We start from the raw sequence: 23,729 nt of genomic DNA on the forward strand, positions 1-23,729 counted from the left end.
GCCGAATACTCGCTCCGCTCGTTTCGCGCGTCCCCGCGCGAAAAGCATTCCGCCTCCGGCGGCGGTTTATGAATTCACCCTCCGGGCGAAGTTCATAAACCTGCGTGCCTCCGGCACGATTTGAGGGTCTATCAGGAATTCTCCGAATTCCTTGAAAGGAAAGGAGAGTTGATGGGCGGATTCCGTGGGATGAGAACTCCACGGAATCCGGGCAGGGTTGGTCCCTCCGGGCCCAACCCTGCCGGACCGGTGCGGGTATGAGGGTTTGTCAGGGGCGCGATGTGAGGAGTGGTGGGCACCCTCCGGGCGCCCACCTCCTCCCGTCAGGCAGCCGACGCGCCTCCGGCGCACAGTCAAGTTGTGTGAGCGCCCTCCTGGTGCCCACTCACCCTGGCCATGGGGGCAAGCTCGGCCGTCGGCGCGGCGTCACGGGAGGGTTCGGCCTGGGGATCGAGAAACCGTGGGACCTATCCGGCCGCGCCACGCCGTGCGGGGCTGAGCTCTGGGAGATCCGCCCTGCCCATCGCTGTGGTCCGACGGGGCTTGGGCGCGTTTGCTGCGCAGGAACCACAGGGTGAGGTCGACTCCGTCGGCCTCACCTCGCCAGCTTCCCGTCCAACACCAAGCGCCGGTCCTTCACTTGAAGAACAGAGCCACCTAGCGTTCGACCCACCGGTCCCGGATGTCGCACATCCAGCGGCCGGTGCTGTGCCTCTCCTCGCTGACGATCACCCAGTAATCCCCGTCAGATCAACGGCCAGCAGCGGCCCGAACAGAGTCTCCTCATGCACCGTGACCCAGGACCGCTGGTCCGCGGATCACCATGCCTTTGGCCTTTCGCCTGCCCCATCAGGACCTGCGCGTCGCAGTTGTCGCAGCCGGAGGAGATGCGATCAGACCCAGTCGTCGGGTTCCACGCGACTTCGCAGAGGCGCACCCGCAGTAGCTCCTGCGCCGGCATGACCCGAACACGTCTGTACGCCAGGGCTGACCAATGCGGGGCCGGGATCGTGACCGCCACAGTCGAGGCGCCTGATCGTCCTGCGACAGGCTGAGCGACGCTGTATGTCAGGCTTTCGAGGGAAGCACACCTGTCCAGCCACCATGACCCAGATGGCGTTGTCAGGGTGGTGGCATGAAGCGATGCGGCGATACGTACACCTACACGGCCAACGATGTCGACCGGCTCGGCCTGTACGAAGACGACGCCGGCCTCGAGGCCGGTCCGTGTGATCTCGCACCCGGGCACTCGGGCCAGCACGTCGTCGACGTGTACCTCTTGGAGGAGCCCGAGAAGGACGACGACTATACATATCTGCTCTGGGGAAGCGGGGGCAGCACAGTACGAGTACTGCAGAAGTGCTCGACGTGCCAATTGCCGGCCGGCCACACAGAGGCGCACAAGTGCACTCACTGGGCCACGAGGTGTCCGGCCCAGGTCACGTTGGAGGACAGCGATATCCGCCGCCTCGACGACCTGCCCGAGGCTGCCTTCGCGGTCGAGAACCCGTTTGCCTGTGAGCTGGAACCCGGCCACACAGGGCGTCACAGCGTGTTGGGGCAGTCCCAGGACTTCGACTCCACAACCCAGACACTTTGGTGGATCTCCTGGGACCTGACCGGCTACGAAATCATGGAGGGACCGGACTGTGAGGCGGTAGCCGATCCTGAGGACGAAGACTTCGCGATCTGCCGAGCAGTCTCCGGACACCCCGGCGCCCATTCCTGGATCTGAGACGCACGGTCTTCTGAACAAGGGCTAGCGCAGGCGAAGATCTCAAGCGGCGCGGCACCAACGCCGAAAGTACGGCCCGCTGCTCCTCGCCCCAGCCGACGCCGTAGACGTAGCCATCACCCCCTTCCAGCGGGGCTCCAACCAATTGAGGTGCCCAGGGGAGCTCAGGGCGCCGCCGGAATCCGGTAACGGATGGTGTGCCGGGACTCGTTTGTCAGGGTCGAAACGGTCGGCGACCCTGACGGCCCGCGACAGCAGCGTCCGGTCAGGCTGCGTACCGCCGCGCCCAGCCCGCCGGTCCTGCGGTGATGAACCTCGGCATACGTCCGCACCGATCACAGTCCCAGGCTTTCGCAGGCGCCCGAGAAGACGGAAGGGTCGCGGACCGCGAGAAGGCCGGGGGATGCCCCGGCGGTCAGCAGGGCTGGTCGTCATCACTCTCGCCGCGGATCGCTCGCTTCGCCCTGTGCCAGGCAGCGAAGACCTCGGGGAGCTGGTCCAAAATGCCGCGCACGGTGAACAGGAGGACGCTGGCGACGCCCGCTACGGCCAGGATCCACAGAGTCAGCACATCCACTGATTCGATACCTTCGTGACAGAGGTCGAACCAGTGGCAGGGTGCTCTCAGTTCGACCATGAAGTGGTCAGAACTGAGTTCCACGCCGACAGTAAAGCTCAGGTACTGCTGGGAGGGTTCAGGCAGAAGCCGGAGCGACTGCGGGCGGCCGGTTGGGTGCAGGAGTCCGGGTCGTGGTTCACGGATCACAAACAGGGGTCGGCGACATGTCGGCTCGCCTACCTCTGCGCCTGACACAGCGAGTGAAGCGCCCATGAGCGGCCGGCAGGGCCGATAAGGAGATAACAGCGCGCAGACGCCCCGAATCTGATAGATCAGCCGCAGCCGGCGGACATCGTCTGCAAAGAGGCGGCGTACCGAGCACCCCGGCGTCCTGCACTGCAGAACTCCTCAAGATTCTTTGCCAGTCGGGCTGTCCCCCGGGACTGGAGGGTGAACCGCCCGCATCAGCAAGGAGCGACCATCGTGATCCCTGAGCCCGGCCCCGGCCAGCGACTGTGTGCCCCCGAGGTCCTCGTCAACCCCGACCTGCTCGCCCCTGCCTCCCCGAACACGGACCAGCTTCTGTTCGTCGCGCCGGACGGCGACGGCGGCATGCACATCGTCCGGGAGAGCCCGGTGCTGGTACCGACACAGGCCGTTCTCTCGCCGGAACTGATGGACGCATTGCGGGTCCGCGCCTACGCGAGCGGCGCGGAGCAAGCCGTCATCAACATGCCCCCTCCCCCGGGCGCCACGGACCGCCTCGCCCGCGACGTGTTGCTGGTGCCGCGCAGCGAGCGCTGGCGCCAGGCGGTGTCCACGGCCGTGCTGGGCAGTTGGTGCGCCTCCCTGCTGCAGACCGGGCACCTGCCTCTGAGCGCTCTCAACGTCCTGAAGGCGCAGGCCCGCACGGTGCACCGGGAGCTGGTGCCGCTGTGGCGGCGCCGGACCCGGCACGGGCGGGTGCTGTCCCTCGACGCGAGCCTGGGCGAGGGGCTGTCGCTGCACGACCTGGTCGCCACCCATGTCGACCTGCTCGCGCACACCGCAGGCGGAGTGTTCGAGGACGAACGGCTCGGCGCCGTACTGCGCGGCCTAAAGCCGGCGGAGCGTGCCGTCGTGTTCGCCTACGCCGAGGGCGAGGGCACCACGTGGACCGAGGCCGCAGCCGTCACCGGCGCGCTCGCTCCGGAGGCGTTCGGCGAGCGGGTCCGCCGCAAGGCCAAGCGGCTTGCCGCCGAGCAGCACCGTCGTGCCGGGCAGTCCCGGACCGGCCCGCCGAATCCGCGCTGACCGTCCTCGGCGTCGTGTTCCCGCCGGTGGCTCCCCTTCGCCGCGGGACAGTGCCTCGCGCCCAGCAGGGTCGCGTGGCCCTGCTGGGCAGCGCCCCCGAACCAGTCCCTCAGGGGGCGAGGGAGCCCCGGGGCAACGCCTGCCGGAATCTGTGCCACGCTTAACTCAAGCACCTCATCCAGGCATACCGCATGGCGAGGGCTGGGCCGACCGCGCGGCTACCCCCGCGGACGACACCACGCAGGTGTCCGCCTCCTGCCCGCCCTCCCCTCACGGAGAGCCGCGTGAAAATCCCCTCGTACCTAGCGGCCTGTGGTGCCGGCATCGCCACCATCGCCGCCGCACTCCCCCGACCGGCCGCGGTCCTGGCCATCCTGACAGCCCTGCTGGTGATGGCCCCGCGCCTGGGGGCCTGCTTCATCGACCGTGAACGCATGCAGCGCGACGACGCCTTCAGAAAAATGATCCTCGCCCACGCTCCCGGCCTGCCGGACAGTGAGCGGGCGACAGTTCTGTGCGCGCTGACCCGCACCTGCAGCACGGGCACCTCCGAAGATCCCTCCACCGCCCCTCACTCGCCCTGAGGCCGCTGCGGTGCGCGGGCCGGTCCGGGCTCTTGAGACCGGGAGCCGGAGCTGCAGGGTGGGAGCCGCTTGGGCATTTCTGCGATGTCCCGGGCAGCCGGTGTCTGTGGTGGTGAGGATTGGTGTCCATGGACGACGCCGGTGGTGCCGGGTATCCGCGCGGTACGGGAGTGGGAATGTTCCGTCTCCCGGCGCTGGAGGGCGAGTTGACGTCCTCGCTCGTACACCGGGTCGCGGCCCGCTACGGGCTGACGGTCGCCGAGGTGCTGCGGCTATGGACGGGGCGCAGTTCCACCGCCCGGCACGAGGCGGCGATGTGGGGGCCGACGCCGAGCTGCAGCTCGACAAGGCCGGGCGGCGGGTGCTCGCCGAACTGTGCGGGGTTGAGCCGGCGGTGCTGGCCCGCGCGTTGCCGGCCTTCACCGTGGACAAGCCCGGCATCGGCAGCGGTGGGCAGGCCTCGGTGGCGCAGGCGCGGTAGCGGGCGGCATCCACGGTGGCGGGGCCGGCCGCGTACGGGTGCCGTCTGTGCACCGCGCGGCGTACCGGTCAGGTAGTACGGGCGGTGCGGTTCATGCCGCGCGACTGGCAACGCAGCTTCGCACTGATGCTCGCACACACCCGAGCTGGCGGGGCGCTGCCTGGAGCCGCAGGCGAGGTGATCGTGCAGGGCGAAGACCTCGGCGCCTGGGCCCGCGCGCAGCGGGCGGGTTGGGAGAAGCCGACACCTCTGCAGCAGTGACTCTTCGACAACGTCCTGGGCCTCAAGCCAGTCACACCGCAGGAGGCTGTGGCGCAGCCGACGCGACGGACACAAGCCGACCGGTGGACTATCCACCTCGCTGCCGCCCGCCAGTTCCACGCCCGCGAAGGCCACCTCCACATCCCGCGGAAGCACATCGAGGAGCTGGCCGAAGAAGAGGGGAGGAGTGGTACTTCCGTCCGGCTCGGGGGATGGCTCGACAACACCCGGCGCAGGGCAGACAAGTTGAGCCTTGGACGACGGGCAGAGCTCGATGAGTTGGGGATGCGCTGGGCTTGACATACGGCCTTCATGCTGAGCGCAGGTCGGGCTTGCGCGTTCGGTGAGTCATGAGGGTAGACCGTGCTGCGTACGCGCTCCTGAGTGCGCCGCCTCTCGGACGGACTTCAGGCTGTTTCTGCAATTGACTGAGCCGTAGCCAAAAGCGGTCCGCAAAGCTATTTGGCGGCGGAAAATCATGCCTGTGACTCATGAGGCAGGCATTGACGCCGGTACCCGGGAGCTTCTTCAGGCCGTCTACGCCTTGTTGAAGCAGCGGGGTGACTGGCCCACGTTCACGACGGTGGACCTATGGGTTGACAGAGAGATGCACATCGAGGACGCACAAGCCGCACTCCTCGCTGTTCCTGACGCCTATCTTTTCCGCCCGTGGCAGGCACACGGCTTCTCCGGCAACGATCCGGTCCGACTGACCCTTCGAGGGGTAGCTGCATGCGACGGTGGTGCAGAGGACCTGCAACTGCTGGCGCGGTTCATGGCCTGGGCTGTGGAGCTTGAGCGCAATGACACCAGCCCCGCCGAAGTCCCGCTCGTAGCCACAAGCCAGGCCTTCGCCGAGGCCGAGGGCCTGTGGCTCGGCGAGCCGGACAGCAGGAACGAGCAAAGTGCAGCCGACACGCCCATACCTTCGGACGGCCCCGTGTCTGCCTCCTCGGCAGGATCTTCGGACTCCAACGACGCGGACGTGCCAGCACATGTAGAGGCGGCACGCGGGTCAGTGGCCCGTGTCAGGGTTCTCGCGGATCTACTTCCGGGCTTCTGGACGAGCGGCGGCTGGCCGTCGCAGAAGCCCTGGTTGTGGCACCTCACTGTGGATCGGCCGCGCCTGCGCCCCTACCGGCATGTGCATGGAGTGGAAGGTCTTCTGCGGTACACCGAGACCGTGGAGCGCGAGCGCGCAGCAGCGGCATCTGCGCAGATGCACGGGCTCACTGACACTCCCAGGGTCGCGCCACCAACTGAGGCACCCGGGAGAGCCGCCGAGGCACGGCTGGCGCCGGCCCAGGACCACAGTCTTGATGTGCTGCTCACTTTGTTGCGCGAAGAGATCTTGGACTCGTGCCAGGCGGCACTGCGCGCTGATCTGTACGACGAAGCTGTGTTCGCTGCATTCCGGCGGCTGGAAGACGAGGTCCAGCAGCGGTCGGGCAACTCCGCGATTGGAGACGTGCTGATCAAGACAGCTTTCAAGGAGAAGACGAACCCGATCCGTATCTCCGACCGTGACGGCGATATGGACCGCATGGTCCAGCTGTTCTCTGGCGCTGTCGGGCTGTTCAAGGGAGACCGCTCTCACAAGGACCGGCCCAGTCTGCCGTGCGTGTCACGACGGGAGTGCCTGCGTATTCTCGCTCACGCCAGTTCCTTGCTGGATCTACTTGATCGCGACATCGAACGTGCGCCAGCGGTCCGCGGATACCAGTACGGCCGGGGAGATCTCACGCTGTGGGTCGACCAGTCCGGGTCTCAGGTCCGGGCTTGGCTGGACGAGACCGTGCCCTTGACCACGCGCAGTTTCCGACCCGGGACCCTGGTGGTCGACGTCTCCGCGGTTTCTCCGGGCGAGCACCGTGTCCATCTGGTCGACGGAACCCGCCACGGGCCAGCACACACGGTGTGGCTGGTGCATGACCCGCGGCGCTCGACTTGGCACCGCGTCGTGGAAGTGGACGTCCCCCTTTACGGGGACGCTTTCGGGCAGCAACTGCTAGAGATCTCCGGGGTCCGGCTGGAAGTTCTGGAAGCTGGAGTGGCTAGCCAGCGCATGGTCCCAACCCACGAGGCCTACCAGGTAGGTCACTACGTCGAGTGGCGCCCTTCACGCTCGCGTGAGCAAGTCGGGCCTGCCTGGGCACGCGACCATGTCGGCGGACCTCTCCGACCTGTCTGGGATGGCGCGGCTGTGCTCGATGGCCAGCCGAGCGCTCCTGTCCACGACGAACGTCTGATGCGGATCAGTATCGAGCCAGGATTTCTGCGCCTGCGTCGCGGAGACACAGTTCCGCTGCGCGTCCTGGGCCACTACACCGACGGCACCGCGACATGGACGAAGCCGATCAATGGCCCTGAGGTGCAGAGCGCGGACGAAAAGATCGCATTCTTCAAGAACAACGTGGTCCGCGCGAAGGATCCGGGCGTCACCACACTGCGTTGCCAGCACAACGGGTGCTACGCAGAAGCCCGCGTCGATGTGGCCGCCCATCCTCGCTGGACTGCCACCGAACTGCTCACCGGTCTTCCACCAGTCAGCGGCATTGCCTGGACCTCTCGGGGGCTCGTTGTCAGCACGCGCGGCCGCTACATCTGGCGGCTCGATGCCAAGGACGGCGCGTTCCGGATGATCAGCGCGGTGCCCCCGGTGTCCCCTTACGACCAAGGCACGGACACGGTCAGCGCTCGCGATGACGGAGAACTCGCGGTCCGCGTCGTCGGTGACCGCGCCATTCTGGTACTCCACCACGCCGACGACTACCAGAGCAGCGAAGTCGTGGTCCCGGATGCGGAAGGCGTGCCGATGGCTTTCGTGTGGAACGGTGACGCTCTGCTCACTGCCATGGACAACGGAGCGGTCTATCGCGTGGAGATGGACGGCACCGCGCACGAGTTCACCCATGTCCAGGGAACCCCGGTCGCCATGGCCAGGAGTGCCGATTCCCTCTTGGTCCTCTGCGCCCCCTCGACGGGCCCCGCCACCGGGCAGGACCACAACACGCTATGGAGCATCCCACTCGCTGAACCCAATTCAGCCTCCAATCTTCTTGACGATCACAGGCTTGCAGGCCTCAACGGAATAACCCTGGCCGGGTCCTCCCTCTTGCTCAGCGACTTCAACGGAGGACGAATCTTCAGCCTCCACCCCAACAAGATCCGCGAAGTGGCCGCCGACCTCACCAACCCTGGTCAACTTGCCACCAGTTCCACCAACGACATCTACGTCGCCGAGTTCGGGGCCGGAGCAATCCGCAGACTCCTGCCATAAGGAGCGCGGCGCGAAGACCGTGGCGGGGCCGCTCAGCTAATCTCCTGCGAGGTCAGCCTGGGCGGCTCCAGCACACAGGATCTCCTGGCGGTAAGTCTCTGCACACACGTCTCACGTACTGCCCAAAGGAACGAGCTTCGGTGACGTTCCAAGCCCGGTCAGCAGACTGATCCTGGGCACAACCTTTCCAGCGCGCAGACGTCCCTGGCGTTCTTGCTTGAGCGCCTCAATGGTGGTCTGTGCCCACTGAGTTTTGGTGGTGGCCAAAATGAGACCAGATGCGCCGACAAGTGCGCACCCTTCCATGAGTTTGCCGGCCTCACCTCGCCGCCTGCCGGGGCTCGTGCCGAGAGAATCGTTGCTTTTGGCTTCCCCAAGCCATAGCTCCTCCGTAGTGGCAAGGGCAAAGTCCATCTCAACGAGCCGCTTGCCGTCCTTGAGAAGTTCGAACTCCTCAGATACCAAAGCTTGGCGAGCGGCGTACTGGCTGCGCAGGTACTGGGTGGCCAGCAGCGGTACGTCTCCATCGTTCGTGACGAGTTCCAGTACGGCTGGGTGCAGGTCGTAGAACCAACGGGGCTCGTCTGCAGTTGGTTTCCAGCGGCTCTTGGTGAGCTGGTTACCTCCTCCGCAACGCCGGCAACGGTAGCTCTGGCTGATCTCGGCCAGGGGATAGAACTCCAGAATGGGGCAGTGATCGCAGCTCAGGATCAACCCGCGACGCAGCACGCCTTGCGATGTCCACTGGTCGATCTGCTCTCTGCGAGTGGTCAGATCCCAGCCTCTGTCGTCGTGCGCTGCGATGGCTTCCCAGGACAGCACGACCGCAGATTTCAGCTTCCACCAACTGCCCTCTGGACAAACCTCATTCGGTGCGTCGGGAGCGAAGCGGTGCAAGAGAGGCCAGCCCGGGCTGGCGGCCAGAGCCTCCAAGGCGGCGCGGGACCCAAGGAGCCGCTCAGTGATGGCAGCACGTTTACCGGCGGGGCTGGGAAGAACAGTGCTGTCGTTCGATGAGGCGGCAACCCGCAGGATGCGCCTGATACCGGGCCAGGCCAGGCCAGGCGATGCCAGTGAACCGGCCAGCGATGCCCCGCTCGGTACGAAGTCGTAGCGGTGCGACCAGTAGGTGATGCCTCCGTCCGCAGCGCGGACAAAGGTCTCCCATGGGTTTTGGCCTGTTGCCATTACCGTGGACGATTCCAATACGACGAGAGGCGGCACCGGGTGGTTGGCGGCGGTGAGAGTGACCTGCCAGCGGTGCTTGTCCGGATCAAGGCCGCGAGGGACTTCCGCAGCGAGAGACAGCGACGTCTGAAGTGAACCGTCCGGCTCCATGGTGGCGGGAAGAGAGCGTGGTTGGTCCCAGGCGTTCTTCAAAACCACCATGAACGGGTGAGCCAGATCGATGTCGCCGGATTCAACCACGTCGAATGAGCGTTCCTCCTCAGGATCGATAGACCTGACAGGACGCTTGTCCCACCGCATGTCGATACGCTGCTGTGTCTCCTCCAGGCTCAACGACGCGCTCGTCACCAGCAGCCGCTCCGATGCACTGCGGGAAAACAACCACATGTCGTTGAGGTCTGTCTCTGTCCAGGGAACCCAAGAAACCGCGCCTCGAATCTGCCGGAGGGTCTCGGCAAGCGCGAAGTCTTCCGGCTGGTCCCCCAGGACGGCAATGCGCTCCCGGCTCTGGAAAGCTCGCCTGATCGGAACACACAGTGCTGCTTCGTGTGACCGGGCCGCGCGGGCTCGACCTGCTCTGCCTGAGTGCAGTTGCGACAGCAGCGTCGACTCGGCGCCGCGGACGGCTGCCTCCCGCCATTGCTCGCCCAGAACGTCTCCGCTGACGTCAGTGCCGGATGCCTCGATGCCGACATGCATCGCGTAGGCCAGAGCCTCCGGAGTGTTCACGAGAGCTGCCGGCACACCCATGACGGGGCCCGTGGCCACCTCGGCCAACGACGTCAGCTCATGCGCGTTGTCGTCGTCAAACAGATGACTGCACTGGGCGTGGTCATCCCGCCGGTTTGCGCCCAAGCGTGAACGAAGGCTGTTGGCAGCCGCCTCTGCTTCGTGCACGGCGCGGCCGTTCCACGGTTCCTGGCGCAGCATCTCCTTGAACTGCACTGCGGCGGAATCGTCAGGGATATTCCTCTGGGCAAGCAGCCGTTCGATCGCGCCGGGGTACAGGGCGTCATACGTAGCCCACGACGGGCCGTAGGCAACCACGTGATCGGGATGCAGTCGGGCCAAGCACCGCTCCACTGCAGGATGTCCGACCGCGCTGGCAGGCACCACCACGCTTCCGCTGCAGCCCCACACCCTCGACAGCCTGGCAAGGGCTGCCGCCGCCCACTGCACCCAATGCCCTTCATCGTGTGGCGCCACCACAACGATCCGAGGCGGCCTAGCCGCATAGGACAACGGAAGGAAAGAGAAGGACTGATCAGGCACCTGCCCAGTTTCGCACTTCACCGACTCACATCAGCATCAACCGGGAGCCGCGTTCGGTGCTCGTGTGATGGCTCCCGGGGACCATGGGGCCTTGCACGTAGACCGAGTTGACGGGACTGTCCATGGACTCAAGGGGGGTGCAGTCATTCTTGGCCTGTCGGTCTCTTCGCCCGCCCGACCGAACTGCGGCCGCGCTGCGCGGTCTCCATAGCGGGCCTTGGCAGACGCACAAGGCGGGCGGGTGATGCATCGATGGTCGACCTGGCTGCAGGAGCACCGTTACGCGCTGGCCTGCGAACCCTTCGCGTCGGGTGGCGTAGTTGGCGGCCCCCCTGCTGCGGTTGTCGTTGATGAGGGTTGTGGCCCCGGCCCGCTCCTGCTGCGCGTGATCGCGCCGGCGACCAGGGATCCTCCGCCAAGCACCACCAGGCCGGTGCCCAGGGTTCCGCGGGACCCGAATTGATCACGACAGGCCTGACGAGGGTCTCCGTCGTATCCGAAGCCGGTCATGGCCCCGGTCAATGTTCCGATGCGGGCCTCCTTGTCCGCGGCCTGCCAGTCGGGAGACCAAGGAGATCCACAGTTACCCATCGGAGCAGCCCCCAGGTACAGGCCGAGCCCTGCCACGATCGCGCCCAAGGACAGAAGCCACACAGCCGTCCTGTTGTTCACATCCATGTGCGTGATCATGACATCACACTGGAGGAGTTGAGAGGGTTTCGTGAAGACACATGGAGATCATTGCCTCGCCTCTGGTGTGAGGGCGATCGCGCCCGGCGCCAGGAAGGAATGCTGGCTCCTCACCGTGCTCTGCGGAGTGGCACGGCGGGTAGCTGGCGTGCGGCTGCCTCCCGGCAGGGCGGGTGCAGCCGGAGGGCAGGATGCGCACTCCGACCCGGGCCAGGCGCCGGGGCTGGCTGAACCGGTAGGCCGCCTGCGGCATCCGTCCCCGGGTCTGCGGTCCCGGCCCCCGCCTGCGAGCTGCCACCAGGCAGCCGTCGATGTCGGCGGGCTGGACCTCCCACACCGGACGTGCGCCGAAGTTCAGCAGTTGCTCGGTCCAGGCCCGCTGCTGGACTGCCCACCGGTCTGTCACCCCGCGCGCCGCCAGGGCCAGCACGAACTTATCCACCCGCGAGACCCAGCCCGTCTGCAGATCAGCGCTCGTCCATCCAGCGTGGAGCCCTGCCCGCGAGGATCCCGAGGGAAGTGCGCAGGTGCCGAAGAACGACCGCTTCGCCGACCTGCGGGCCGCGGCTCTGGCAGGCAGCGACCACATGGGAGCGAGCCGGACCGATTACGTATTCGTAATCTCGTGTGATCGAGAGAGCGTTACCAATACTCGACGCCCGGGGATGCGAGCCCGATCACGACTCCAAGTCGCCGACGTCACGGCGTCGCTCAGCTAGGTATCGCTTCACCAGCTGAACAAGGAGCTCGCCCTCGCCGAGTTGTGTCTGGTACGCCGCTCTGCGAAACGCCTCGCGCTCCTTGTTCGCGAGGATCATCGTCGGCGCAAAGACCCAGGCGTCGGGATGCTTCCATGGGCAGCACATCCGGCGGACGCATGTATCCGCCTTGGTCTCGCGAACCTTCGGCGTTGTCCACGGCTTGTGTGGGTAGCTCTTCAACTCCTCCTTGCAGCGTTCGAGCACTTCGAACATGCCCGCCTTGTTCGTGTGCTTCTCTCCGCCGAAGTGGTGACGGAACCAGTCGCGTCGGTCAGTGTCGGCAATCTCCCTCTGGGCTCGCTCCACGCGCCCCGGAATACCGCGATACACCTGGGGACGCATGGGCTTCGTGCTGAAACCTGCCTTCGGGAAGAGGTAGCTCAGGTCCATGTCTGCGGCCCACCTCTTCGCAGTGCGCTTGCTCTTCCGCTTGTTGCAGCTCTCACACGCCGGGACGAAGTTCCACCAGATGTCTGCCCCGTTGTCCTTCACCGGCTCCTCATGGTCCAGCGTTGTCGCGCTCTTTCCGCAATAGACACAGAGTCCCTGGTGCGCGGTGAGAACCATCAGCCAGACCCATGTCGGCTGATCAGCACGGCTCCCCCGTGGGATTGCAGACTGTGCGGTAGACACGTTCCCCCTTGCCGTTCTTGAAGCAGAGGAGGAACAGTAACGGCGGCCACGGACGAACGAAGCACCAGAGGTCGCTTTCATCGGGCGCTCCGCATCCTCAACCAGCTGACACAGGTCCGGCACGCATGGAACCCTAGGGGGCGGCGCGCAAGCTGCAACACCCGGTCTGGATCTCCTGGGAGCAGACCATCTCACAGCGCAGCGGCACCAGCGAGGAGTCACTGGCCTACGCCATCGCAGAGACACTCGATCCCCGCTGCCCCGGCAACATGGACGCGTTGCAGGACTATCTGCTGTTCTTGCGCACCGAGCTTGGGCTGCCCGACGAAGACGTTATCGCTGCCTCTTTCGCCGATCCTGCGCCGGCAGTCCGGCCGGGCTCCGCGAGACGGTAGTCGACCTTGTTACCGACGCCTTGGCCGCCGGACACGTCGAGACGTTGATGAGCGCCACGAACACCATCGTCCGTACGAACTCAATGCTCAAGCTCACTCGGGCTTCCTGAATTGAACAAGTCCCCGGCCTCGGAGAGTTTCTGGGTGTGGTTCACCTCGGGGCCGAGTCGCTCAATTCGATCGCACCTGTAGTACATGGGCGGTTACCGTCCCTCCATGGATGATTCTCTCTCGTTCGAGAGCCTGCTTGCCGGAGCAAAGAAGTTCGCCGGGCTCGCGCTGCAAGCCCACCGCGACGTGGACGACGAAGTGTTCGTCCTGCATACGGGCGTCAGCATAGAGCGCCTGATGAAGGCGGCCCTGGCCAAGACCAACCCCGTCTTGCTCATGGAGACCGGAGCCGTCAAGGACGACCGTGTGCTCCTGCACTTCGCGGGACTTCGGCCATACGGCGAGCGGATACGCACCGTGAGCGCCTCGGCAGCTCTCATACGCATACGGTCGGCGGGATGGCTGCCGAAGGACCCAGCGCTGGACGACCTGATCGAGCTGCGCAACGGTGTCGTCCACCTCGGACCCGCTGAAGCGGACAGCGCGGACGTCCTAGCCACCTTCGGCCGCACGACCAACGCGTTGCTTGCCCAACTCGGGCTTGATCCCGACGAGTACTGGGGCGCTTGGAAGCCCCTGATCGACATCTCTCTCAACGACCAGCTCGAACGAGTCGAGCGGGACGTCAAACGGCACATTGAGCAGGCTCGCCACCGCTACGCAGAGCGGATTGAACGGCTGCCTGCTACGGCCGTGCAGCTCCTCAAGGACGAAGCGAGGCTTGGAGGTCTCGTCGGATTCCCCACCATGCAGGAGGGCCCCATCCTCTTCGGTCGGGTCGCTTGCCCGGCGTGCGACAACCCAAACGCAGTCGTGCTGCTGGTCATGAGTCGTTTGGGCGACGCTGGCCGTGCTGAACGCCGTGCTGCCTACAGCGGATACGGATGCAGTCTGTGCACACTGCCGCTCGCGACCATCGAGCAGATGGATGCGACCGGGATCGACATCATGGACGTAAAGATGCCGGACCTACCGCTATCGGCTATTGAAGTCCAGATGAATGAGTGGATGGCGAAAATGGCGGCGGACGCAGCCGCTCAGACCCAGCAGTCACCACAGAATGCTTCTTGAGTAAGCAGCCCTAGGCTGTGTCCGCAAACCTCGGGCTGAAATGGGCAGCGGCGCAGACCGGGCGGGAGGCTAGGAGCCATCTCCGGGCAGTAGATCTTGATCGCGTCCGCCACTACGGCTTCGGTCTGGGAGCGCGAGTGTTCCTTCGAGACAAGATCAGTGGCTGGGAGATTCGCCCCTCCCCGAGCGGGCGCCGCGCTGGAGGACCTGCACCGTGTCGGCCCACGCACCCTGGTGTGGCTGAACGAGGCCCGGCACTACCTTGGCGACCGGGCAGCCGGGTCCGTCCTCCACCCGGCGATCGGCCTGCCGTTGCCCGGCAGGCTCTCCCTGTCGCCCGTGTGTGCAGGCGTGGGGGTGAACGGAGTTGCGGTCGGTGCTGGTGGTGACAACGGTGCCAGTGGGCTCAGCGGTGTAGCAGGATCCGCGGTGCCGGCGCTGACAGGATGGACCGGGTCGGGGCGCACCGAGCCCCGTCGGGGGGAGAGAACAAAGGCATGCTGAGAGCTGGAACGACCTGTGCCGACGCGACCAACTTCCTGGACAACGATCTCTTGGCTGGACTCAACGACGTCTCCATCCGGCTCCCTCACACGATGAGGACCGGCGTGGAGGCCGAGGCTGAGATGCGGGACGTGCGCAAGCGGTACGACCAGTGGACCTGGAAGGCTGCCGAGGATCTCAACCGGCGGTTCAGCGACCGGGAGATCGCGGGACAGCTGCGCGCGGGCCGCTACCGGGCGATCCTCACCGCGCCGCTGGATGAGGCCCTGCGAATGATGTATGTGGAACTCATCGAGCTTCACGACTACTTCAAAACCGTGGCGAACCGGGTGCGTGCCCTGCAGGAGCGGTACGGGCACGCCGGTGCCGGCCGGTACGCGGTATTGGACACGAACACCACGCTGCACTTCACGCGGTTCGACAAGGTCCCTTGGCAGAAGGTGTTCGGGAAGGGCACCGCGGTCATGGTCCCGCACGTCGTGGTCGACGAGATCGACACCAAGAGCTACCAGACCGGGGACAGGAAGATCTCCCGGCGGGCGCGCGGCGTGTTCCGGCTGCTGGAAACGGTGCTGGAAGCGGGAACCGGGAAAGCCGCCGCGGACGACGGAACCCCCGTGTTCATCGCGGCCGATGAGCCCGGGCACGCCCGCCTTCCCGTGCCGGACGACGAGCTGGTGGCCTCGGCACTGCGGCTGCACCAAGCCGTCGCTCCCGCAGAGGTGGTCGTCGTCACCCGCGACATCGGCGTACGGACCCGCGCCCGAGCCTGGGGACTGCCGGCACGGCCCCTGCCCGACACGTACCTGATCGAGGGCGGCGAACTTCGCCGGCAGGAACTGGAACAGGCAGCCGCCGAGCTCGTGCCGGGCGGGGGCGTACCGCAGCAGCCCGAACTGAAGGACTCAGGCGCCCCTTCCCCGGACTCGGCGGCGCGTCAGACAGGGAGCGGCTCGTGAACGAGCAGGACGGACCGGACGGGTGGGGACGCCAGGAGCGTGCGGACGCGGTGGACCCGCGAGATGGCCGCACGCCTGCTGCCCGACGCCGCCGTACGGGCGCTGGGCCGCTGGTGGAAGACGAACGCGGCTGCCTACGCGGACAGGACGCCCGGCGCGCACTCCGTCCGCTACACGCCCGGCCGATGGGCGCAGATCACTCCGTGGCCGGAAGCGCTGGCGCCCACCTCCGCAGGCGGTGACGCTGCGGTCAGCAGGGCAGAGGTCGCCTCGGTAGTCGCCGACGCGCTGCAACGGGAGGCGTTCAAGGAGGCGCTGGTCGCGACGTACGTGTGGGGCAAGGGAAAGCGCGGCACTCCCGGCGGCAGCGGACCGGCCACCCTCCACAAGATCCTGGCCCACGACGGCCTCGACGCGACGCTGGCCGCCGCGGTCACCGCACTGCGCGAACACGGTGCACCACAGGCGTACGCCGCGCTTCAGGGGCAGGTGCCCGGGCTCGGACCGGCCTTCTTCACCAAGTTCCTCTACTTCACCGGCCTCGCACTGGAGCCCGTCCACGGCGTGCGGCCGCTCATCCTCGACCGCGTGCTGGCCCGACGCCTGCGGCAGATAGCGGCTGCGGTCGGCCGAGAGAGAGGCCACGATGCAGACGGCTCCATCGCCGCCTGGGTGTGGTCGGACGGGAACTGGACGCCCCACCGCTACCGGGTCTACCTCTCCTTCATGCACGCCGCCACCGACCAGCTGGCCGCTCATGAAGGCTGGCCGTCCGGCGCGACCCCCGACCTCCTCGAATGCGCGCTGTTCACCACCAGGTGGGAGACATCCGGCTAACTGATCGTTTCAGACTGATCTGATGACGCGGCTGCCGCGTGCGGTGTCCGCCGGGGGCATCACGGTTAGTCCGGTTCCTGACGGTCGGCGGCCCTGGCTATCGTCTAGGTCATGGCCTCAGGTGATCATCTGCTCGATCTGATCCGGAGCATGCCGGACATCCACGGCCTGCTCCGGGCGTCCTTCGAGTTCGACCTCGCGCGGAGGGAGTGCGGTGACGGCCTGCGGCTGGCCTCGGGTGCGCCGTTGGAACCAATCGCAGGAGATTTCACCGGTGGGGCGTACTTCCTGTGCGCCGAGGAAAGCGGTCGCCGCGCAGTTGTGTACGCGAGCTCCGACGGGGCCGGCGGGCTGATCGCCGATGACCTGGCCGGGGCGCTGGAGATCATCGTCGGGTTGCAGTGGCGGGACTGCCTGGTCTTCTCCGGCGGCGGCGACGTGGAGGTCATGCAGGCTTCCGCCCAGCACCTTGAGAGGTATCTGGCCAAGGACAATCCGGAGATCGCCGAAGAGCGCTCCCGGGTGGCTGCGGCCCTGTCGCTGCGTGTCCTTCCTGTCTCTGACCTTGTCGTTCGTCTGCAAGAGGCCGCATCACGGACCGAGCCCTCCTGCGTGGTGGCCACCGATGACGGCGATGTCTACGGCCCGCTGTTCGGCGAGTACTCGCAACCGCGGCTCGGTGGCTGGCGCTGAGCCGGACGGAGCCCCCATCACTTGACGCGCCGATCTTGTCAGCTCCGGTGGCGTCCGACGGCCGCTCTCAGCAGACTCTCGGCTGTGGATTTGAGACCGGAGTTGTTGCCCCCGCCCGTGAGTCGCCAGCGGCTGGACGAGCTGTGCGCCGAGGTGGAGCGGATCGCTGACCTGCTGGAAACCCGCCCGGAGGCGGCGGGCGAGGCGATCGCGGCCTTCAACGCCATGACCGGACACAACTACGTAGCCCTCGACTTCGCCGAGTACGACGGCAGCAGGAGCCTGGAGGAGTTCGCGACGGAGGCGGCCCGTCCGGCATACCCCAGGATCACGGACATCACCCGGGACGAACTCGTAGAGATCGTCCGCAGACTGCTGACGGTTTCTCCCGAGAGCGACTACTACCTGCGACTCCTGGAAGCGAACGTGCCGCATCCCCACGTGAGCGACCTGACCTCCCACACCTCGGACGACCTCCAGGACGCCTCTGCGGAGCAGATTGTCGATGCGGCTCTGAAGTACCGGCCGATGGCACTCTGAACCCTGCCAAGAAGTCAGTCGGCCGTGGCCTGTTGCTCGGGCGTGGGCGCAAGTGGTGGCGAGGCAGTAGGAGTCGGTGCCGGCCAGGCCGAGGACAACGTCTTCTGCACCGCCAGGAACTCGACGCTGCACTTACGTTGAAGAGCACGGCTCGACAGTCCCTGACGCGAATCACGACGGATCACCGCAGGAGCCCGGCAATAGGAAATCCTGCGCCGATCACCACATTCCGAAGCGATCACTGAACTCGCACTTCAGGAGCCTCTCCGGCTCCTCAACCTCTGCCGAAACCCCAGCTCAGGTCGACACATCACACCAACCAGCAATCCCGCAACGATCACAAGACCAACAGCTCAACGCATCGATCATGCAGTGATCCTTAGCGGATTTGTCACAGCGGCAGTGGCCGACGGAGCAGCCGCGAGAACCACCGTGGCGGCGGCCGCCGTGGTGAGCAGAGGTCGAGTCAGGTGTACACACGGTCAACTCGGCTGTGCGGTCGCGCGGCCAGGCCCTCACCACCGTGCAGCCCACCTCCGCCCAGCGGCAGATCAACACCCTAGGCGGCGCGGTGTGCTGGCTCGCAGAGAACACCCTGTTCGGTCCCCTACGGCAGACACACGCACCAGCACGCCACCCGGGAAGGCGAGGACTGGAGCGGCGACCTGGCGTCCTGGCGCTACGACTGGCGCATCTCCCGCCCCCGCCCAGCCGGTGAAGCCGACTGGTGGAGCTGGTCCCGGTCCCGCTTGCCGGCCTCTCCCTGCCGCAGCTCGCTGAAGGAAGGCCCCGGACGCCAGGCGACGCCATTTTGCACAGACGGGCGTGATGCACGTCACATAAATTCACGGATGGGAGAGTGCCGAATCAGTGGCGTGCGGGAGCTGGTGGGTAGACCCACCAACACCGCAGGGAGGCATCATGGAGCACGACCTTAAGCCCGAGGACAAGAAAGCAGCGGGTCGGCAACGAGCCGAGGCGCTCAGGACGCTCCGAAACCGGCACGTGAAAGCCGAGTCTGGCCGCCCCTCGCTAACGAGCACCAAGACGTTCCGCGCGATAGCCAAGCTCCATCTGGAAGAGGTCATCGCGGCACCGTCCGACCAGCCCCCATCGTTCAACGCTGCATGGGAAGCCCTGTATGCGTCTGCCGGCCGGAGCGTCGACAACCGCGCCTGGAGCGAGTACGACGAGTTCTCGAATCAGTCCATTCGGGCCCTGAACGCCGCAATCGTCACGGAGTATGTGCGGACCGAACTGTGCCTGCCCCAGGGGCCTCAGTGGAACGAGGCAGCAGCCACCGCTCTGCATGCCCCACAATCACGATGGTGGTACCAGATCGACGATGACGGTTCGGGCTACTCCCAGGTCAATACGGCTGCACCTGCCTATCAGGACGTCTCCAGGGAGATTAGGCGCCAAGCTCGACGCGAGCATCGCCTATTGGTACCGATCTGGTCTCATCGCGTCGGAGGACGCCGGCTCGTGTCGCTGGACCTACCACTCGGTGACGATGGTTCAACTCTGCACGACTTGGTTCGAGGCGGCCTGGATCCGCAGGAAGTCGCTACGGGCGCATACCTCGACGACCCGCGACTGGCCGCGATCCTTGAGGCATTGGAGCCGATGGAGCGCCTGGTCGCCTTGACCTGGGCTTCGTGGAAAGTCGGCAGCTGGGAAGAGGCAGCCGCCCTGGCTGGCGCACCATGCCCTGCTTCGGTGGGCGAGCGAGTACGGCGCAAGCTCAAAAGGCTCGGCCGCAGGCACACGACAAACGGCGCTGGCCCTCAAGATTCGGAAACCGGCCGATGAACACGCAGCAGCGGAATCCGCGCAATTCGGGAAAGCTGGTCATCGTCGTACCGAAACCACGGTTCGCTGCATGCACTGCGTTGTTCGGCACAAGCTCGCTTGGCTCCTTGATCGCGAGCGGGAAGATCCTGCCCAACTCGCCGCTTGTGTGGCCCCTCGTCGTACTAGCCCTCGGTTCCATGGCGTACGACCTTGGCCTGCGGTCGCTGCGACGGAACACACCAGGGCGTTAGAAGAAGATCGATCTTCTGCCGCCCTGCCGGGCGACGGAAGGGTCTCCACAGGTAGCGAGATCGGCGCTGCCCAGAGCATGTACGCGCCCGCGTCGCGGCCGTTTCCACATTGCGCTCCCGACCTGATGAGCGGGCCAGCGGGTGCTCGCTGCTCATCATCCGGGTGAAGCTGTGCTGGTGTCGTCTGTCGTGGCGTGGCTTCTGCTGGAGGATGAACGTGGCCCGAGGCGGGCCACGCAGCGACTACCGCCCGATCCGGTGTGGCGCAGCGCAAGGAGCGTATGACTGCTCCGGCCCGTACCACCGAAATCATCAGCAACAGCCCGTCAGTGACTTCATCAGCGTGCCGGGATCGGGCCGAGGCATGCCGGAAGGACACTGTGGTGAGCCGTCACTCTTCGTGGAAGTCCCGCAAGCTCGACTACTGGGCAGAATGCAGCGGACGCTCCCGCCGCACCGGCCTTCGCACCAGCCACCCAGCTCAGCCAGCCACGCCAGCACAGGCACTACTTGAGAGCCACATCCTCGAACAACTCGGCATGTCTCCGGATTTGTCCGCGCATCCGTTCGGTATCACGGCAGTGACCAGCTCCCGGGCCTCCATCACCTTGCATCTCGACCCCTACATCGGCAGACAGCGCCACTCCTTCCCCGCACACTGCCTGTCGCGTCTGCTGCCCACTGCCCCTGCCGCCGGCAGTGGGGACGAACCCCGCGGCATCCTCGGTCTCCGGATCAGTGCCACCGACCTCCGACGGCGGCAGATGCAGCTGCACCTGGCCGAAGAGCTAGGGCATCCGACGAGCCTCGTCCTCGCTTTGCCCAGCGGCACGCGGGAGGGATGGGAACCGATCGAAAGGCGGTACAAGCACTGGTGCGAAGCCAACGGCCTGCGACCACTCTGGAGGACTCCACGGCTCGATCGAGTGGAGTCCGCGCACATCGGCGCCTATCCCAGTCTCGAAGACTCACGCGCCCAACGGGCCCCAATGGGGAGCGCTTTGCTGCGGCGTATCGCGCTCTTCCACACCGTCGCTGCCTTCTACCGTGTTCAATGCTGGGACGACGGTGCCGGCTGGAAGATCGACGCCCGGACAGCCCATCCTCTTGCCTGCTGGCACGATCAGCTCCTGCAACGACTGTGCCACCCGCGCTGGGGACTGCCCGTCACCGTCTCCGACCGATTCTGCTTTTGCGCGGAGCCGAACGCCCCATATCAATGGGGGCACAGCTGCTCCTTCTACTTCGACAGACACGACAAGAAAGGGCGTGGGAACCAGAGCGACCCGATCTACCTGCGAATCCACGCAAGCCCCGAAGGAGGCACCTACGACCGCCAGATCGAAACACTGAGCAAAGCCGGGGCACCGTCAGACTGGATGGCCCGAGCCTTTCCATCGCATGCGATCCAGCAGTACGGGCAACAGCACTAGCCCGATCCCCCGCCAACCGAGTGAACGCGGACGAACGCGCCGTGAGTCTGCATATCCCGCTTCAGCTGCGCGGCCGAGATGATGTGGGCCGCGCGGGCGAATGCGTCACACAGCTCGCCCGGCGTCAGGGCGAGCCGCAGCGCGGTACTGGGCCGCATCTCGCCTAAAGCAGCGCCAGGATCTACTCCCCGCCGGCCGGTCGGTGTCGGTGTCGGTGTCGGCGTGCTCGTCGGGGTTGGGCGGCTGGTGGTGGGCCGGGGTGGGCAGTGGAAGATGCTGATGCCGATCATTCGGACCTCGCGGTGGGGTCCATCGTTCTCGCCTGATTGTTCGCCTGCCTGATGGGGGCAGGTCAACCGGTCTCGGCGGCAGCAGTTTTTCCCGTCGAACGCACGACGCGACGAACTATCATTCATTATCGTCTCTGTGACGATAATGAATGATAGGGTGTTCCGTGGACGGGCGATACGGAACATTCCGAGCGCCGCCTGGGAAAGGAGCACCCCCATGGAAACTGACGGCACAAGGCCAGAGCCCATCGCACAGGCGCCTCTTGCGGTACCGCCCGGCCGCATCCTGGACGCCAAGACTGCGCTCGCCCTGAACGTTCACGCCAGCCCGGGGGTATACGCGCTCCTGCTCGGGTCCGGAATCTCGCTGACGTCCGGCGTGAAGACCGGGTGGGGCATCGTCGAGGACTTGGTCGGCCGCGTCGCCGCAATGCAGGATCCCGACGCCCCTGACGCCGCGGAGAAGGCGGTGGCCGACCCGGCCGGCTGGTGGGCGCAGTACTACGACGACGCCCTCGGGTACTCCGGCCTTCTGGGCGCGGTGGCCCCCACGGCAGCCGCTCGCCAGGCACAGCTCGCCCGGTACTTCCAGCCCCAGGAAGACGATGAACCCGGCGCGAAGGGTCCCACGCCCGCCCACCACGCGATCGCCCATCTGGTGAAGCGGGGAAGTATCCGCGTCATCCTCACCACCAACTTCGACCGGCTCACCGAGCGGGCCCTGGAAGAAGCAGGTATCCCGCCCCAGGTCATCAGCCGGCCGAGCCAGATCGCGGGGATGATGCCCCTCCCCCACGCCCCGGTGACAGTGTTCAAGCTCCACGGCGACTACGCCGACCTGGACCAGCTCAACACAGTGGACGAACTGGAGACCTACGACTCCCTGCAACAGGACTTGCTCAAGCGGGTCCTGGACGAGTACGGGCTGATCATCTGCGGCTGGTCCGCAGACTGGGACACGGCACTCGTACGGGCCCTGGAAGGCGTGCGTCCCCGCCGCTATCCGTTGTTCTGGTCGTCCTTCAGCACGCTCGGAGAAGCCGCGAAGCGCCTGACCGCCCAGCACAACGCAGCCGTTATCGAGGGCATGACGGCGGACGAACTCTTCACCGACCTCCAGCAGCGCGTCGAGGCCCTGGACCGAATGGCGGCCCCGCCCCTCACCCGTGACATGGCCGTCGTCCGCCTCAAGCGGGCTCTGCCCGACCCAGTGCGCAGGATCGAGGCCTCCGACCTCGTCCACCAGACCGTCACCGACATCCTCGACAGAACGGCGGCAGCGGCGCGCCCTCTGGGTGGCCCCATCTTCGATGAAAGCGTGCGCGGCTACCGGTCCGACTGCGACGTCCTGCTGCACCTTCTGGCCCACGGGGTCTTCCACGACGACGGAACCCATGACGCCCTGTGGCTGAGCGCCGTGGAACGACTTACCCGCATGCGCAGCAGCTTCTCCGGTGCCTTCAACGACGCACTGGAGGCACTGAGGCACCTCCCGGCGCTCTTGGCCACCTGGACCATGGGCGTCACCGCCGTCATCAGCCGTCGCGAGGAATACCTGGCGACCATCCTGTCCCAGCCCACCTGGACCACCCTGTCGGGCAGGACCAAGACCCAGCCGCCAGCCGTCTACCTCAACCCCGTCCGTGTTCTGCCGGCCGACCTCAGCTCCGTAATGCCCCCACCGGACGGACAGAGATGGCGTTTCCCGCAGAGCAGGTTCCTGCGCCAGGAATCACGTGAACCACTGCGAGTCCTCGAACCCGACGACACGGCGTATCAGACCGCCTGCACCCGCTTCGAGTTCCTCGCCTCCCTCATCTCCATGGACAACGACACGCAAAACTCCGCCTTCCCATGGATCGGCGAGTTCATCAGCGACGTGCACTGGGAGTACGACACCAACATCGCCAACACGATCAAGGCCGAACTGACACCCAGTTGGCCACTGCTCCGAGCAGGCGCGTTCGGGGGCGACGCCGAACGGGCGCAAGCGGCCTACGAGCGCCTCGTCCAATGGCGGGCACAGAACCTGCGGCACCTCCGTTAGTGATCCCCGCAGGACGGGTGGCGCGGCGTTTTCGGGAGCCGTCCTGCCAGGCGCGCCGTGAATGTGG

Annotated in this window: 17 protein-coding genes; 14 read left to right on the plus strand and 3 right to left on the minus strand. The window is 66.2% G+C overall.

The window, feature by feature from the left end; translation table 11 throughout:
• Positions 1 to 1,135: 1,135 nt before the first annotated feature.
• A complete protein-coding gene (locus tag ACFWI4_RS14940; protein ID WP_387195456.1) occupies positions 1,136 to 1,735 on the plus strand; it encodes a hypothetical protein in 600 nt (199 codons plus the stop codon).
• A 415-nt stretch (positions 1,736 to 2,150) separates the two neighbouring features.
• On the opposite strand, the gene ACFWI4_RS14945 is transcribed toward ACFWI4_RS14940, so the two are convergent.
• Positions 2,151 to 2,396, minus strand: a complete 246-nt coding sequence (locus tag ACFWI4_RS14945) for a hypothetical protein (RefSeq protein WP_387195458.1) — start codon at positions 2,394 to 2,396, stop codon at positions 2,151 to 2,153.
• Between the two features lie 381 nt (positions 2,397 to 2,777).
• Here ACFWI4_RS14945 and ACFWI4_RS14950 point away from each other — a divergent pair, with 381 nt between their 5' ends.
• From ACFWI4_RS14950 to ACFWI4_RS14970, 5 genes are all read left to right on the plus strand, one after another.
• Entirely contained in the window at positions 2,778 to 3,587 is an 810-nt protein-coding gene (locus ACFWI4_RS14950) for a hypothetical protein (protein WP_387195460.1), read from the plus strand.
• A gap of 284 nt (positions 3,588 to 3,871) precedes the next feature.
• Positions 3,872 to 4,171, plus strand: coding sequence for a hypothetical protein (locus ACFWI4_RS14955; RefSeq protein ID WP_387195463.1), 300 nt, complete (start codon positions 3,872 to 3,874; stop codon positions 4,169 to 4,171).
• 274 nt (positions 4,172 to 4,445) lie between these two features.
• Positions 4,446 to 4,652, plus strand: coding sequence for a hypothetical protein (locus ACFWI4_RS14960; protein ID WP_387195466.1), 207 nt, complete (start codon positions 4,446 to 4,448; stop codon positions 4,650 to 4,652).
• Between the two features lie 309 nt (positions 4,653 to 4,961).
• Positions 4,962 to 5,213 carry a helicase associated domain-containing protein gene (locus ACFWI4_RS14965; RefSeq protein WP_387195468.1) on the plus strand — a complete coding sequence of 84 codons (252 nt, stop codon included), beginning with the start codon at positions 4,962 to 4,964 and terminating at the stop codon, positions 5,211 to 5,213.
• Between the two features lie 184 nt (positions 5,214 to 5,397).
• Positions 5,398 to 8,193, plus strand: a complete 2,796-nt coding sequence (locus ACFWI4_RS14970) for a TIGR02391 family protein (RefSeq protein ID WP_387195471.1) — start codon at positions 5,398 to 5,400, stop codon at positions 8,191 to 8,193.
• Between the two features lie 111 nt (positions 8,194 to 8,304).
• On the opposite strand, the gene ACFWI4_RS14975 is transcribed toward ACFWI4_RS14970, so the two are convergent.
• Together ACFWI4_RS14975 and ACFWI4_RS14980 are read right to left on the minus strand one after the other, a co-directional pair.
• Positions 8,305 to 10,452: a hypothetical protein gene (locus ACFWI4_RS14975; protein WP_387195474.1), complete on the minus strand. Its 2,148-nt coding sequence runs from the start codon at positions 10,450 to 10,452 to the stop codon at positions 8,305 to 8,307.
• Between the two features lie 1,568 nt (positions 10,453 to 12,020).
• Positions 12,021 to 12,818, minus strand: coding sequence for an HNH endonuclease (locus ACFWI4_RS14980; RefSeq protein WP_387195753.1), 798 nt, complete (start codon positions 12,816 to 12,818; stop codon positions 12,021 to 12,023).
• A gap of 530 nt (positions 12,819 to 13,348) precedes the next feature.
• Between ACFWI4_RS14980 and ACFWI4_RS14985 the strand changes: the two genes are divergently transcribed.
• The 8 genes from ACFWI4_RS14985 (at position 13,349) to ACFWI4_RS15020 (ending at position 23,662) form a co-directional block, all read left to right on the plus strand.
• Entirely contained in the window at positions 13,349 to 14,314 is a 966-nt protein-coding gene (locus tag ACFWI4_RS14985; RefSeq protein ID WP_387195477.1) for a hypothetical protein, read from the plus strand.
• A 497-nt stretch (positions 14,315 to 14,811) separates the two neighbouring features.
• A complete protein-coding gene (locus ACFWI4_RS14990; protein ID WP_387195480.1) occupies positions 14,812 to 15,777 on the plus strand; it encodes a PIN domain-containing protein in 966 nt (321 codons plus the stop codon).
• 63 nt (positions 15,778 to 15,840) lie between these two features.
• Positions 15,841 to 16,614 (plus strand): hypothetical protein, encoded by a 774-nt coding sequence (locus ACFWI4_RS14995; protein ID WP_387195483.1) that lies wholly within the window; start codon positions 15,841 to 15,843, stop codon positions 16,612 to 16,614.
• A 111-nt stretch (positions 16,615 to 16,725) separates the two neighbouring features.
• Positions 16,726 to 17,307, plus strand: a complete 582-nt coding sequence (locus ACFWI4_RS15000; protein ID WP_387195486.1) for a hypothetical protein — start codon at positions 16,726 to 16,728, stop codon at positions 17,305 to 17,307.
• 117 nt (positions 17,308 to 17,424) lie between these two features.
• Entirely contained in the window at positions 17,425 to 17,847 is a 423-nt protein-coding gene (locus tag ACFWI4_RS15005) for a hypothetical protein (protein ID WP_387195489.1), read from the plus strand.
• A gap of 921 nt (positions 17,848 to 18,768) precedes the next feature.
• A complete protein-coding gene (locus ACFWI4_RS15010; protein WP_387195492.1) occupies positions 18,769 to 19,659 on the plus strand; it encodes a hypothetical protein in 891 nt (296 codons plus the stop codon).
• 514 nt (positions 19,660 to 20,173) lie between these two features.
• Complete coding sequence (locus ACFWI4_RS15015) at positions 20,174 to 21,325, plus strand: hypothetical protein (RefSeq protein ID WP_387195494.1); 1,152 nt, start codon at positions 20,174 to 20,176, stop codon at positions 21,323 to 21,325.
• Positions 21,326 to 21,832: 507 nt separating this feature from the next.
• Positions 21,833 to 23,662 (plus strand): SIR2 family protein, encoded by a 1,830-nt coding sequence (locus tag ACFWI4_RS15020; protein WP_387195497.1) that lies wholly within the window; start codon positions 21,833 to 21,835, stop codon positions 23,660 to 23,662.
• Positions 23,663 to 23,729: the final 67 nt, after the last annotated feature.

The sequence above is a fragment of the Streptomyces sp. NPDC127038 genome (assembly GCF_042725875.1).
Classification (GTDB): Bacteria; Actinomycetota; Actinomycetes; order Streptomycetales; family Streptomycetaceae; genus Streptomyces.

Bases quoted from the DNA above. Each gene is read 5' to 3' on its own strand.
- ACFWI4_RS14940 (WP_387195456.1), top strand. From the start codon at position 1,136: ATGAAGCGATGCGGCGATACGTACACCTACACGGCCAACGATGTCGAC.
- ACFWI4_RS14960 (WP_387195466.1), top strand. From the start codon at position 4,446: ATGGACGGGGCGCAGTTCCACCGCCCGGCACGAGGCGGCGATGTGGGG.
- ACFWI4_RS14980 (WP_387195753.1), bottom strand. From the start codon at position 12,818: ATGAAAGCGACCTCTGGTGCTTCGTTCGTCCGTGGCCGCCGTTACTGT.
- ACFWI4_RS14985 (WP_387195477.1), top strand. From the start codon at position 13,349: ATGGATGATTCTCTCTCGTTCGAGAGCCTGCTTGCCGGAGCAAAGAAG.
- ACFWI4_RS14990 (WP_387195480.1), top strand. From the start codon at position 14,812: ATGCTGAGAGCTGGAACGACCTGTGCCGACGCGACCAACTTCCTGGAC.
- ACFWI4_RS14995 (WP_387195483.1), top strand. From the start codon at position 15,841: ATGGCCGCACGCCTGCTGCCCGACGCCGCCGTACGGGCGCTGGGCCGC.
- ACFWI4_RS15000 (WP_387195486.1), top strand. From the start codon at position 16,726: ATGGCCTCAGGTGATCATCTGCTCGATCTGATCCGGAGCATGCCGGAC.
- ACFWI4_RS15010 (WP_387195492.1), top strand. From the start codon at position 18,769: ATGGAGCACGACCTTAAGCCCGAGGACAAGAAAGCAGCGGGTCGGCAA.
- ACFWI4_RS15015 (WP_387195494.1), top strand. From the start codon at position 20,174: ATGACTGCTCCGGCCCGTACCACCGAAATCATCAGCAACAGCCCGTCA.
- ACFWI4_RS15020 (WP_387195497.1), top strand. From the start codon at position 21,833: ATGGAAACTGACGGCACAAGGCCAGAGCCCATCGCACAGGCGCCTCTT.